Below are 13,903 nucleotides of genomic sequence, written 5' to 3'. Positions count from 1 at the left end.
TGGTTGACGCCTTTCAATCACTATACTAGATAGACTAATCAGCGACAACGAATGGCATTAAGCCCATGATCCGTGCACGCTTGATAGCAATCGTTAACTTACGTTGGTTCTTGGCACTAGTGCCAGTCACCCGACGTGGTAAAATCTTACCACGTTCTGAAACGAAACGTTCCAATAAGTTAGTATCTTTGTAGTCAATGTATTCGATATGGTTTGCGGCGATGAAGTCGACTTTACGACGACGACGGCCACCTCTTCTTTGTTGAGCCATGATTTTCCCTCCAATTCGATCCGTTTAGAACGGTAAATCATCATCGGAAATATCAATCGAATCGCCATTATTTGCAAATGGGTCAGCTTGGTTATTCCCGTTGTTTTGATTATTGTTAGCCGCTCCATTGGTTTTTGGATCACCAAACGGATTAGTGTTCTGAGGAGCATTGCCAGTGGGTGCATTATTGTTGCCGGAGTTGTTAGCGTTATTCGAATTCCCTGCGTTATTATTATTCGCTGAACGCGGTTCTAATAAAGCAAAGTTTTCAACCACAACTTCGGTAACGTAGACCCGTTGACCTTGTTGATTTTCGTAGTTTCTGGTTTGAATCCGGCCATCGATCCCCACTAACGCACCCTTGTGGGTAAAGTTAGCAAAGTTTTCAGCAGATTTCCGCCAAATAACACAGTTGATAAAGTCAGCTTCACGTTCGTTGTTTTGATTGGTAAATTGCCGATCAACAGCTAACGTAAAGTTCCCAACTGCTGCCCCGCTTGGGGTATACCGCAAATCAACATCTCTTGTCAAGCGTCCGGTAAGCACTGCCCGGTTGATCATACGACCCGCTCCTCTCAGTCATTAAATGTCAAAAATTAGTCTTCACGTTTTACGATCATGTGACGAAGAATATCGTCATTGATCTTTGAAAGACGGTCGAATTCGTTTAAAGCAGTATCGTTATCAGTAGTTAAGTTAATAACGTGGTATTGACCTTCGTTATAGCCACCGATTTCGTATGCGAAACGAAGCTTCTTCCAATCTTTTGAATCGATTAAATCTGCACCATTATCAGTCAAAATCTTGTCGAAACGGTCGACCAATGCGGTCTTTGATGCATCGTCAAGATCTGGACGAATGATGTAGGTAATTTCATACTTCATGAAATTTGCACCTCCTTATGGACTTCAGGCCCTCTTCATTGAGTTTTAAGAGAGCAAGGAGAGTTATCCGAATGGATTACTCACAGAATATTATTCTACCAAAGTTCAAGCCAAAGTGCAATGTTATTTTAAAATTAGCCTGCTAGCAGTTCACTTTTCACCCCATTTAACTGCCGCATGCCTCAAGTGATGAATCCCAGTTAAGCCTAACCTGGCAAGAGATGATGGTTATAGGATTAACTACGAAAAAAAGGACGGCACTAATTGCCGTCCTTTTTAAATTCTTGTGTTTAATTAATCGTTATCAGGATTGTCACTATCAGTCGATGAATCAGAATCATCCGTCGCCCGATCGACTAAGCGGTCTAACGACGTATCGCCATCATTATCGGTAGCATCTGCAGTTGCGTCATCGGACTCATCTTCAGGTGCTTCCTTCTCGACCACCGCCATGGTGGCAACTTTAGCGTCATCATCTAAGCGAATCAGGTGAACCCCTAAGGTTGCCCGACCAGTTTGTGAGACGTTCTCCACACCAAACCGGATCATGACACCTTTATCAGTAATCAGCATAATATCTTCTTCACCGGTCACCGTGGTCAAGCCAGCAAGCGGGCCGTTCTTTTCGGTCACGTTAATGGTTTTAATACCCTTACCACCACGACCTTTAATCGCGTACTCGCTAGCTGGTGTCTGTTTGCCGTAGCCCTTTTCAGAAATGACGAATACGTTATCGTTGGGACCTAAAATGGCTGAACCAACCACGTAATCATCGTCACGAAGCCGAACCCCACGAACACCAGTAGCGGAACGACCCATTGAGCGAACATCACTGGCTTTAAAGCTGACCGCATAGCCAGAATGTGTCCCAATGATCATGCACTGTTCGTTATCCACGATGGAGACGTTGATCAATTGGTCATCGTCTTTTAGACTCAAAGCTTTGAGCCCGTTGGAACGAATGTTAGAAAAGTCACTCACTGGTGTCCGCTTAACGGTCCCGTGCAGGGTGGTAAAGAACAGGTATTTCTGTTGGTCACCAGCAGCATCGGACACGTTGATCACGGCTTGAATGCTCTCACCCGCCTCAATGTTCAACAGATTAATGACTGGAATCCCCTTAGCGGAACGTCCGTATTCAGGAATTTCATAGCCCTTCATCCGATAAACTTTACCGGCATTAGTGAAGAACAAGAGCACATCATGCGTTGAAGTCGAAACGAGGTGCTCGATGAAGTCATCATCGTGAATTCCCATACCTTGAATACCACGACCGCCACGATTTTGCGCCTTAAATTCAGACGTTGGTAACCGCTTGATGTAGCCATTATGGGTCAAGGAGATCATGACGTTTTCTTCTTCGATCAGATCTTCGTCTTCAAGACTCAAAACTTCGCCGACCATCAGTTCAGTCCGGCGCTTATCGCCGAATTTATTCTGAATATCCAGCAGTTCTTGGTAGATGATTTGGTTTTGCTTGTCTTTGCTGGCCAAAATTGCTTGGTACTCAGCAATGGACTTTTGCAGTTCTGCATATTCTTTTTCAACCTTATCACGTTCCAGACCAGTCAAACGAACCAGCCGCATATCCAAAATAGCTTGCGCTTGTTTCTCAGAAAGTGAGTAACGGTTGATCAACTCATTCTTAGCAACTTCAGCCGTTTGCGAATTACGGATGATCGAGATGATCTCATCAATGTGATCAAGGGCAATTTGCAAGCCTTCCAGAATATGAGCCCGCGCTTTCGCTTTTTTAAGCTCAAATTCAGTCCGCCGCCGAATAACTTCCAGCTGGTGAGCCAGGTAATACTGCAAAATTTCTTTTAAGCTCAAAATTTTGGGCGAACCGTTAACAATGGCCAACATATTGAACCCAAAGGAGGTCTGCATCATGGTCATCTTGTACAGATTGTTCAAAATGACTTCGGCACTGGCATCCCGGCGGACATCAACGACGATCCGCATCCCTTCACGGTCAGACTCATCGTTAACATCCGTGATGCCTTCGATGCGTTTATCCCGCGCCAGATCAGCAATCCGCTCGATTAGACGGGCTTTGTTGACCATGTAAGGAATCTCAGTGGCCACGATCTTTTGCTTGCCGCTCTTATCTTCTTCAATTTCAACTTTAGCCCGTAAGGTAATGGTTCCCTTACCGGTTTCATAAGCTTTCCGGATACCGGATTTACCCATGACAACACCACCGGTTGGAAAATCAGGTCCAGGTAGTGCCTCCATCAAGTCAGCCGTTGTGGCATCCGGATTCTTCATCAAGATATGCAGCGCACTAATGACTTCCGCCAAATTATGCGGCGGAATATTAGTGGCCATCCCAACGGCAATCCCAGAAGCCCCGTTGACCAGTAAGTTTGGAAAGCGGGCCGGCAGAACAACAGGTTCTTTTTCAGTCCCATCGTAGTTCGGCTGGTAATCAATGGTGTCCTTGTTGATATCGCGCAGCATTTCCATGGCAACCTTGCTCAAACGTGCTTCGGTATACCGCATAGCAGCGGCACCGTCACCATCGACTGAACCAAAGTTCCCATGGCCGTCAACTAACATATACCGGTAACTGAAGTCCTGTGCCATTCGGACCATGGCTTCGTAAATTGCGGCGTCACCATGGGGGTGAAACTTCCCCATGACATCCCCAACAATTCTAGCCGATTTCTTGTACGGTTTATCAGGCGTTACCCCTAATTCACTCATCCCGTAAAGAATCCGGCGGTGAACTGGTTTCAGGCCATCACGAACATCTGGCAGTGCCCGAGCGACAATCACACTCATAGCATAGTCCAAAAATGAAGTCCGCATGGTTTTCGCTAAATCGACATCCGTGATGCGACTTGGCAGTTCTTCATTCGCCAAATTTAGTACCTCCCAGCTAATATGGCGCGGGTAATCACTACCCGCCAATCAATGATCCCCAGTGAATCAACAAACCAATTCACACTAGACATCCAAGTTTTCAACATACTTTGCATTCGTTTCAATAAAGTCGCGCCGTGGTTCGACTTTGTCACCCATCAACGTGGTAAAGACTTCGTTCGCTTCCGCCGCGTCGCTAGGATCGACCCGTAAGAGCCGGCGCTTTTCTGGATCCATCGTGGTTTCCCACAGTTGACTGGCATCCATTTCACCAAGTCCCTTATACCGTTGGATCACTGGTTTTGGTGACGGTGGTAACTGACCCATAATGGTGTTTAATTCTTCGTCGGAATCGATGTAACGTCGCATCTTACCCTGACGGACTTGATACAGCGGTGGCTGAGCGATGTAAACGAACCCAGCGTCGAGTAACGGCCGCATATAGCGGTAGATCAGTGTTAATAGCAGAGTTCGAATATGCGCGCCATCCACATCGGCATCGGTCATGATGATCAATTTGTGGTAATTGACCTTAGAGACATCAAAATCATCCCCAAAGCCAGTCCCCATGGCAGTGAACAAGGAGCGAATTTCTTCGTTAGCTAAGATCTTGTCCATGCTGGCTTTTTCAACGTTTAAAATCTTCCCACGAATCGGCAAGATTGCCTGCGTCAACCGTGAACGGCCCTGTTTAGCAGAACCACCGGCTGAATCACCTTCGACAATGAACAATTCCGAAATAGCTGGATCTTTGCTGGTGTTATCAGCTAATTTACCGGGTAAATTACTGATTTCCAGGCCGCTCTTCTTCCGGGTCACTTCACGGGCTCGTTTGGCAGCTACCCGCGCTTTAGAAGCCAGCGTCCCTTTATCAACGACCTTTCGAGCAGTCGTTGGGTTCTCCATCAAGAACTTCATGAAGTGTTCACTGAAAATGTGATCAACGGCGGTTCTGGCATCGGAGTTTCCCAGCTTGGTCTTGGTTTGACCTTCAAACTGTGGGTCCGGATGCTTCACGGAGACGACGGCCGTCATCCCTTCACGCACATCTTCACCGCTCAGGTTAGCTTCGTTATCCTTCATCATGTTATTCTTGCGGGCATAGTCGTTAACGATTCGCGTCAGCGCCCGTTTGAACCCTTCTTCGTGGGTCCCGCCTTCGTAGGTGTGAATATTGTTGGTAAACGTCAGCAGATTAGAATGGTAGCCATCCGTATACTGCAGGGCAACTTCCACCGTAATGCCGTTTTCCTGGCCTTCAACGTAGATTGGGTCATCAAACAGCACATCAGTATTCTTATCCAAATACTCCACGTAATGTTTGATACCGCCTTCATACATGAAGGATTCTTCCGTTGGCTTTTCTGGCCGTTCATCACGAATCGTGATCCGCAAGCCTTTATTTAAGAAGGCTAATTCCCGAATCCGCGTGGTCAGCGTTTTAATATCAAACGTGGTCGTTTCACGGAAAATATCGGAATCTGGTAAGAAGTGAACCGTGGTGCCGTGAACGTTTTCCGGCAGACCAGTATCGATCACCTTGATCGGCGTGGTGACCCGGCCATAGGCAAAGTCCATGTAGTAACGCTTGCCACCACGAGCCACTTTAACATCGAGTTCAGAGGACAGCGCATTCACAACTGAAGCGCCCACACCGTGCAGGCCACCGGAAACTTTGTAGCCGCCACCGCCGAATTTACCGCCGGCATGCAGGATCGTAAATACCGTCTCCAACGCCGACTTACCGGTTTTCTTCTGGGTATCAACTGGGATACCACGACCATTATCCACCACCGTAATACTATTATCTTTATGAACCGTCACGTGAATCGCATCGGCGAAACCAGCTAAGGCTTCATCGATCCCGTTATCAATGATTTCCCAGACCAGATGGTGCAGTCCTTGTGAACTGGTCGAGCCAATGTACATGCCGGGCCGTTTCCGAACTGCTTCAAGCCCTTCCAGAACTTGAATCTGACTGGCATCGTATTCGCGAGCACGTTCCTGTTTAGTTTCTTTTTCTTCAGCCAAGTGTGATCCTCCTCACTCTAACTCCTGAGACAACTAGTCATCAGCCTGGATTTCACCATTGCTGATTCGAAATACTTTTGGTTGATGTATCAATTTTTGCGCTACGCCGCTTAAACTCGTCGTGGTTAAGAAGGTTTGTACCTTATCTTGAATTGCAGTCAATAAATGCGTCTGCCGGCTGTCATCCAATTCTGACAGCACGTCATCCAGCAGTAAAACCGGATACTCACCGGTCTGTTCGTGCATCAGATCAATTTCAGCTAACTTAACGCTTAGTGCGGTGGTCCGTTGCTGGCCTTGAGAGCCAAAACTGGAGACGTCTTTATCGTTCACCAGGAATTTTAAGTCATCCCGGTGCGGTCCGATAAGCGTCGTCCGCCGAAAGAGTTCTTTATCACGGTGCTGCTGATACAGCAGTTTGAGTGCATCATAAATATGCTGGGTATCGATCAGATCATCATCTTTAACACTGGTAACGTAGTGAAATGATAATGTTTCGCGCTGCTGAGAAATTTCTTGGTGTACCTGAGCTGCCCAGACTTCTAGCCGTTTTAATAACGTCACGCGGGCGCTAATGATCTCTGAACCGTATGCTGCCAGCTGATCAGATAACACGTCTAACAGCACCAGATCTGACTGCTGTTTACTGCCTAATTCTTTGAGGTAGCGGTTGCGTTGTCTTAAGATCGTCCGATATTGCGCCGTATTGTACAAATAACGGTGACTCATCTGCCCGAATTCCATATCCATGAAACGACGCCGACCCTGCGGTGACCCCTTAACGAGACTGAGATCCTCGGGGGCAAATAAAATCACGTTTAACTGCCCCACATACCCGGATAGCTTCGCCTGTTCCAAATGGTTCACTTTGGCTTTTTTGCCGTGCTTAGAAAGGTCTAATTCCAGTGGGGTTTGGCCACTGTGTTTTTGAACCCGCCCAAAAACTTGCGCGTTTTCGGCCTGCCAGCTGATCAATTCACGGTCATTGCTGGTCCGATGGCTTCGAGCTAAAGCCAAAAAATAGATGGCTTCCAGCAAATTTGTTTTGCCCTGAGCATTTTCACCCAGCAACACGTTGACGCCCGGACCAAAGGTAACTGTCAGATCTTGGTAGTTACGAAAATGTCGCAACCTTAATTCTTCTAGTTTCATAAGCTTATTCAGCCTGATTTAAGCGAATAAAAAATAGCCCGACATCTTTGACATCGACCGTATCTCCTGGATATAGTTTTCGTCCGCGCCGATTATCCGGCTCATCGTTCACATCAACCGCATGTTCCTTCAAATACCACTTGGCTTGACCACCTGAGCCAACGATTGCTTCTTCTTTAAGCAACTGGCCTAAGGTGATAAAGGGTGGTTCAATGAAAACTTCCTTTTTCACGGCTTCACCCACCTTCATTTTCTCTTATAATTATACGCTTTTTGGGGGTAAAAGTATAGTTTCTGTTTCATTTCACGGTATTTAAGCGGTTTTTTATATTCGTAAGGTAATTTGTCATAATTAAGCTAAAAACGCTTAGAGCTTAAAAATAGCGTTTTACGTGTAAAACGATGTTAAACAGATTTAAAACCGTCTTTTTTTAAGACAAACGCACGAAAAAACACCATTTTAGCCGCAAATTATGACAGCTTTTATAACAGTTCTTGTTAACTAACACACCGTTAGGGACAAAAAAACACCGCTTCGGGTTAAAAACCGAAGCGGTGTTTTGAGTGATTTTTACTGTTAGAAAGTCCGGACTGGCGTGATCAGCTGGATAAAGTTCTCTTTATCTTCAGTTGGCACCAGCGTAAATGGCCGCAAAGGCGACGTAAAGGCAATCGTGATCACTGCTGCTCCAAATGACCGCAGTGCATCCTTCATGTAATCGGGGTTAAAGGAAATCTCTAGCTCATCGCCAGTCATTTCACTGGGTGCTAAGGCTTCTTCAACGTTCCCAACGTCAGGTGAATTCCCAAAGATCTTGGCCTGGTTATTTGCCGGATCTAGGGTCAGCTTAACAACGTTGTTCCGTGATTCATGGGATAGCAGTGAAGCCCGTTCGATGGCTGCCAATAACCCTTTAGCATCAAATTCAGCACTCGTCGTCGAGTCATTGGGAATCAGACGAGAAGTGTCCGGGTAGTTGCCTTCCAGTAACCGGGAATAAAACAGGGTGTCACCGATCGTGAATAACACTTGGTTTTCGGATAGCCGCATTTCAACGTCAGGATTATCATCGCCAATCATGCGGGCCAGTTCCGTCAGACTCTTACCGGGAATGATGACGTCATAGGTTGCGGATGCTGCGGATGGCAATTCAATTTTGCGCTGGCTCAACCGATGACTGTCGGTGGCAACGGCTAATAGCTGGTTATCAACCAACGTAAAGTGGACCCCAGTTAAAATGGGCCGGCTTTCCTGATTAGAAACGGCAATAACGGTCTGGTTGATCAGTTCCCGGAAAACGTCACCCGTTAAGGTGATGGCATCGGTGGCGTCGATTTCTGGTAAGTGCGGATAGTTGTTGGCGTCTAACCCATTAATGGTAAAGGAAGCCGAACCGGAAGTAATTTCCGTCTGAAAACCTTCAGTCACATCTAACGTCATGTTGTCTTCTGGCAGCCGTTTAACAATGTCACTGAAAAAACGGGCAGGCAACACAATGGCACCTGGACTTTGAATGGCCAGTTGATTATCTGGATTATCAGCATGAATTAACGTTTCGATTGAAATGTCAGCATCTGAACCGGTTAGTGTTAAACCACTATCGTCAGCCACTAATTTTAAACCGGTTAAGATCGGAATCGTGGTTTTGGAAGAAATGGCGCGTTGGACAGTGTTGAGTTCTTTGATGAACGCTGCGCGATTAATTGTAAATTTCATAGTGAGTACTCCTTATAATCCATAATATAAATAAAAAGAATAGTAATAGTAGGGCGGTGGATACTGTGGATAAGTTTGCGAAACACGCAGTAACGATAAGTTATGCACATGTGGATAACTTGTGCATAACTTTTTAAGTTTTCCACAGCAGCCGTGTCGAAGTCTTATCTATAATAGCCTATTCGGACCAGTAAAAAAAGTAGCCGACTTGAAACTTGAATCAAATCGATTACTTTTTTACTGTCTAGGGCTATCTTTCAATTTCAGTCTTAAGATTCGTAATTTCGGCCTGTAAATCACTGTCCGTTTTGAGCGCGTCCGCGATTTTATCGTAAGCGTGAATGACGGTGGTGTGGTCTTTGCCACCAAATTCATTGCCAATTTTTGGCAGCGAACTGTCAGTAAGTTCCCGGGACAAGTACATCGCAATTTGCCGGGGTACGACAATGGTTTTGATTCGTTTCTTGCCCTTTAGATCAGTCAAAGAAACGTGATAATATTTGGCAACCTTTTCTTGAATCAACGGAATCGTGAGTTCACTGGAACGGCGATCAAGTTTGAGGCTCTTCAGTGAGCTAGCAACTAATTCAGTCGTGATCGGCTGATGGACCATCTTGGAATACGCATGGACACGGGCTAGGGCGCCTTCCAGTTCACGCACGTTGGAATCAATCCGGCTGGCAATGTAACTTAGGGTTTCATCCGGAATGGCAATGTTATCGGCTTCCGCCTTATTACGTAAAATAGCGATCCGGGTTTCCAGATCGGGTGGCGTAATATCGACTGAGAGGCCCCAAGCGAAGCGCGATACTAAACGATCTTGCAGCTTGGGAATTTCATTTGGTAGTCGGTCTGACGTTAAAACGATCTGCTTACCGTCGTCGTGAAGATCATTAAAGGTATGGAAGAACTCTTCTTGAGTCCCTTCCTTATCAGCGAAGAATTGAATATCGTCTACTAACAGTAAGTCAACGCTGCGATACTCTTCGCGAAATTGATCCTGAGTTTTTGATTGAATTGCAGTAATAAAGTCGTTCGTAAACGCCTCACTAGTGACATACTTAACTTTAGCGTTTGGATCATCGGCTAACATCTTGTTACCAATGGCATGCATTAAATGGGTTTTACCTAAACCGACACCACCATAGAAAAATAGTGGGTTATACATCACGCCAGGTTCCTCGGAAACAACCAGCGCAGCAGCGTGGGCCATCTGATTTCCCTTACCAATGACGAAGGTGTCAAAGGTATATTTTGGATTCAGCTTAGCGCTCTGACTAAATGGCGCAGAGGCTGTTGCGGGGTGTTCAAGTGTGGATACCTGGGAGTTTTCAGTGTTATCAGCAACAATAAAAACTGGCTGAATATCCTCTTGGGCGTATTCATAGGCCAGTTCAACTAACGGCTGCGTTAAGTTGCGTTGCCAGTAATCACGGTGTAGCTCCGATGGTAGCTTGATTGTCAGACGATTGTTAGTTAACTTAACGGGCTCGGCAGATGCGATCCACGTTTTAAAAGCAGTTGGGGCGATTTTCTGTTGGAAACCGTCTTTGATTTCACCCCAAAGAGTGTCTAAATCAAGCACTTTTCTTCCTCCCCATATTAAATTGATAAATTCAGTTTAGCATGCCACAAAAAAGTTTTCCACAGCCTTTTGAACTTGTGGATAATTGTTTCACAGGCAGGTATAAAGTTTTCCACAGGGCTGTCGATAACTTTATTAAAAGCTCTGTGAAACATTTTTATCCACAGGCGGTTGTGTAAAACAAATGCTGTAATATCAGGTGTTTCACAAGTTTGTCCCCAAAATTAACAGGGCAATTTGATTGAGAAACCACAGGCTGTGGACTAGTGGATAACTCAGTTAAAAAACGCTCTCTTCAATTCTAAAATTAACCAGTTATCCACACCCCTAAATCATGAAACAAATTTTTTTAAAGCGAAAAAAAAGCGCTTTTTTTAAATTTAGCCTTTGATGTTGGCGCTAGATATGCTATTATATTTTAGAAATGCATTTAGAGATGTAAATAATGGCTTCATGCCTGAAGATCAGGAGGTGTAAGTTTATGAAGCGCACATATCAACCAAAGAGACGTCACCGTTCACGCGTACACGGTTTCCGCAAGCGTATGAGCACGAGCAACGGCCGTAAGGTTTTAGCACGTCGACGTCAAAAAGGTAGAAAAGTATTGTCTGCATAGACCACTGACCAATCAGTGGTCTTTTATTTTTATCTTTGCAAAATAAATAAAAATAAAAGTTAGCAGACATTTTGGAGATGCAATATGCGAAAATCTTACCGCGTAAAGAAAGAAGCGGAATTTCAAGAGGTTTTTGAAACACGGCAGTCCGTTGCAAACCGTCAGTTTGTGGTTTACCGGATGGACCGGCCAAATCAGCCCCATTTTCGGGTAGGAATTTCAGTGGGTAAAAAAATCGGTAACGCGGTTCACCGCAATTGGGTCAAACGCCGAATTCGGCAATCACTGACCGAACTGAAACCCTATTTAAAGCAGGACGTTGATTTTTTGGTGATTGCTAGACCGTCAACCTCAGAAATGCCGATGCCGGAGATCAAGACGCACTTGACGCACGTCTTGAAACTTGCGAAATTGCTTGATAATGATTATAGCGAGGAAGACCAGTGAAAAAATTAAAACGATTTATAACTATGTTTGGAATCGTTGGCCTGTCCGTTTTATTGACGGCTTGTGGTAATCAGCCAATCACTGAACATAGCACAGGACTTTGGGATGGCGTTATCCTGTTAAACTTCTCCCGAGCCATTATTTGGCTAGCTCACATTTTTGGTGGGTATGGTATGGGGATCATCGTCTTCACCATCATCGTGCGGATCATCATCTTACCATTGATGGTTTTCCAAACCCGCAGTATGCGTAAGACCCAAGAGATTCAGCCCCAGTTAAAGGCGCTGCAACAGAAGTATTCATCCCGTGATCAAGAGACCATGGCGAAACTGCGTGAAGAGCAGCAAAAGCTCTATAGCGAAGCGGGTGTCAATCCGGTTGCTGGGTGTTTACCAATGATTGTGCAACTGCCAATTATCTGGGCTTTGTACCAAGCTATTTTTAGGACCGACGTTTTACGGTCTGGTCATTTCTTATGGTTGCAACTAGGAGCAAAAGATCCATATATGATCTTACCAATTCTAGCTGCAGTCTTTACCTTCTTAAGTTCATGGCTCATGATGAAAGGGCAACCTGAGTCTAATACCATGACAACTATGATGACGTTCACTACACCCGTGATTATCTTCATCACCGCGTTAAACTTGCCAAGTGCGCTGTCACTTTACTGGGTAATTACCAACGCGTTCCAAGTGGGTCAAACCTTGGTGATTCAAAATCCTTGGAAGATTCGCCGCGAACGTGAAGAGAAAAACCAGAAAGAAAAAGCACGTGAACGACAAGTTAGAAAAGCTATTCGGCGGGCTAAGAAAAGTCGTCGCAAGTAACTGAACAGCAATTTTTTAAAGCAAATAATTAATCTCAGAGTGGTCATAACCTGCTCTGAGATTTTTTTTGGCGTTTTTAGCAGCTATTTGGCTGGTAATAAATAACAAGTTGAAATTTGTAATATTACCATTTGCAAAAGCTATCAAATGAGGGTCCCTCACATGCTATACTGTATATTAAGTAGTTTATCGAAGGGAGAAAAGCAGTCATGACTTTATACACAAGCGAGACCGTTGACGGTGCCGTTAAACAAGCACTTCAACAACTTCAGCTCGACAGATCTCAAGTGGAGGTGGCCGTACTAACGAAACCGCGTAAAGGCTTCTTTGGTATTGGCGCCCGAAAGGCTAGGGTTGATATTAAGCCGGCTGTTACCGTTAATTCAAAACAACCAGAAAAGACAGAAAAACCAGTCACTAAAACAACAGACGAGTCAGCTACTGAACCAAAATCAGCGTCAGCATCTAAACCAGTGACGACACCAACGGATCAGACCGTAGCAACCACTGAAGGGCCAACGGTTAACCGGCAGGCGGAATACCAGCAGGTAGCGGCTGAATTAAATCAGTATTTAAGTACGATCATCAGTCAGTTAGGGATTGATGCGACTAGCACGGTTGAAGTGAAGCACCGGCACATTAATATGAATTTTAAAACGGAGCAGGAAGGTCTTTTGATCGGCAAACATGGCCGCACGATCAATGCCTTGCAGAGTCTGGCGCAGGTCTTTTTAAACCATAAACGATTCTCCAAATTAGAAGTGACATTGGACGTAGCCAATTATCGTGAACGGCGAGTGGAGACTTTGACGCGTTTGGCCGAAAACATGGCTAGAGAAGTCGTCGCAACTGGAAAGCCGGTCTATCTGGACCCCATGCCATCGTTTGAACGGAAACAGATTCATAGCGTTCTAGCGGATAATGAACACGTCATGACCTATTCGGCAGGAACGGAGCCGAAGCGGGCGGTGGTGATTACGCTGAAGTAGGTGCGGAGAAAAGCGGTTAGGGAGTGGCGTGTAAGGGAGAAACGGTGTAAACCGTGGGCTTGGGTTTACACCGTTTCTCCCTTACACATAACTCCCTGCTTTTCGGAGCCAGTTTTGGCTAGATAACAGGGGAGAGCTGTGAGTAAATCACGGGCTTGGATTTAAACTGCTCGCCCCTTACACATAACTCCCTGCTTTTTGGAGCCAGTTTCGGCTAGATAACAGGGAAGAGCTGGAAATAAACCGTGGGCTTGGATTTACACCGTTTCTCCCTTACGCATAACTCCCTGCTTTTCGGAGCCAGTTTCGGCTGAATAACAGGGGAAAGTTATGAATAAACATGGAGTTAGGTGCTTTCCTGTCCTTGAGCCTAATCGGGCATCAACGAGCAGATAGCTACATGTAAGCCAGGGAAAGTAAAGGCACACCAAAGGTCGGCGTACCTTCACTTTCCCTGGCTTACACACCGCTATCTAACCGCTCGTTTCTGCACCTTTTTTCTCTTGACACGCTTCT

13 protein-coding genes are annotated in these 13,903 nt (G+C 45.5%); 4 read left to right on the top strand and 9 right to left on the bottom strand.

Annotated features, from left to right (window positions below):
- Positions 1-34 precede the first annotated feature (34 nt).
- The 9 genes from rpsR to dnaA form a co-directional block, all read right to left on the bottom strand.
- Positions 35-271, bottom strand: a complete 237-nt coding sequence (gene rpsR, locus FFM73_RS04440; protein ID WP_054655617.1) for a 30S ribosomal protein S18 — start codon at positions 269-271, stop codon at positions 35-37.
- A 24-nt stretch (positions 272-295) separates the two neighbouring features.
- Positions 296-832 (bottom strand): single-stranded DNA-binding protein, encoded by a 537-nt coding sequence (ssb, locus tag FFM73_RS04435; RefSeq protein ID WP_137630578.1) that lies wholly within the window; start codon positions 830-832, stop codon positions 296-298.
- A 35-nt stretch (positions 833-867) separates the two neighbouring features.
- Positions 868-1,155 carry a 30S ribosomal protein S6 gene (rpsF, locus tag FFM73_RS04430; RefSeq protein WP_054655621.1) on the bottom strand — a complete coding sequence of 96 codons (288 nt, stop codon included), beginning with the start codon at positions 1,153-1,155 and terminating at the stop codon, positions 868-870.
- Positions 1,156-1,449: 294 nt separating this feature from the next.
- Entirely contained in the window at positions 1,450-3,969 is a 2,520-nt protein-coding gene (gene gyrA, locus FFM73_RS04425; protein WP_235874454.1) for a DNA gyrase subunit A, read from the bottom strand.
- A 138-nt stretch (positions 3,970-4,107) separates the two neighbouring features.
- Positions 4,108-6,054, bottom strand: coding sequence for a DNA topoisomerase (ATP-hydrolyzing) subunit B (gene gyrB / locus FFM73_RS04420; RefSeq protein ID WP_137630576.1), 1,947 nt, complete (start codon positions 6,052-6,054; stop codon positions 4,108-4,110).
- A gap of 33 nt (positions 6,055-6,087) precedes the next feature.
- Positions 6,088-7,206, bottom strand: a complete 1,119-nt coding sequence (gene recF, locus FFM73_RS04415; RefSeq protein WP_137630575.1) for a DNA replication/repair protein RecF — start codon at positions 7,204-7,206, stop codon at positions 6,088-6,090.
- Positions 7,207-7,210: 4 nt separating this feature from the next.
- Complete coding sequence (gene yaaA, locus FFM73_RS04410) at positions 7,211-7,456, bottom strand: S4 domain-containing protein YaaA (RefSeq protein ID WP_170173453.1); 246 nt, start codon at positions 7,454-7,456, stop codon at positions 7,211-7,213.
- Between the two features lie 327 nt (positions 7,457-7,783).
- Positions 7,784-8,923, bottom strand: a complete 1,140-nt coding sequence (dnaN, locus tag FFM73_RS04405) for a DNA polymerase III subunit beta (protein WP_137630574.1) — start codon at positions 8,921-8,923, stop codon at positions 7,784-7,786.
- A gap of 250 nt (positions 8,924-9,173) precedes the next feature.
- Positions 9,174-10,508 carry a chromosomal replication initiator protein DnaA gene (gene dnaA, locus FFM73_RS04400; RefSeq protein ID WP_137630573.1) on the bottom strand — a complete coding sequence of 445 codons (1,335 nt, stop codon included), beginning with the start codon at positions 10,506-10,508 and terminating at the stop codon, positions 9,174-9,176.
- Positions 10,509-10,989: 481 nt separating this feature from the next.
- Between dnaA and rpmH the strand changes: the two genes are divergently transcribed.
- The 4 genes from rpmH (at position 10,990) to jag (ending at position 13,387) form a co-directional block, all read left to right on the top strand.
- Positions 10,990-11,124, top strand: coding sequence for a 50S ribosomal protein L34 (gene rpmH, locus FFM73_RS04395; RefSeq protein ID WP_137630572.1), 135 nt, complete (start codon positions 10,990-10,992; stop codon positions 11,122-11,124).
- A gap of 84 nt (positions 11,125-11,208) precedes the next feature.
- On the top strand, positions 11,209-11,571 hold the full coding sequence (gene rnpA / locus FFM73_RS04390) for a ribonuclease P protein component (RefSeq protein WP_137630571.1): 363 nt from the start codon (positions 11,209-11,211) through the stop codon (positions 11,569-11,571).
- A gap of 23 nt (positions 11,572-11,594) precedes the next feature.
- A complete protein-coding gene (yidC, locus tag FFM73_RS04385) occupies positions 11,595-12,398 on the top strand; it encodes a membrane protein insertase YidC (RefSeq protein WP_137630593.1) in 804 nt (267 codons plus the stop codon).
- A 209-nt stretch (positions 12,399-12,607) separates the two neighbouring features.
- On the top strand, positions 12,608-13,387 hold the full coding sequence (gene jag, locus FFM73_RS04380) for an RNA-binding cell elongation regulator Jag/EloR (RefSeq protein ID WP_137630570.1): 780 nt from the start codon (positions 12,608-12,610) through the stop codon (positions 13,385-13,387).
- The last annotated feature ends 516 nt before the right edge of the window (positions 13,388-13,903 follow it).

Source organism: Secundilactobacillus hailunensis (genome assembly GCF_005405185.1).
Classification (GTDB): Bacteria; Bacillota; Bacilli; order Lactobacillales; family Lactobacillaceae; genus Secundilactobacillus; species Secundilactobacillus hailunensis.
Note: the sequence above shows the minus strand (reverse complement) of the source record. Positions and strands in the feature narration are given on the sequence as shown.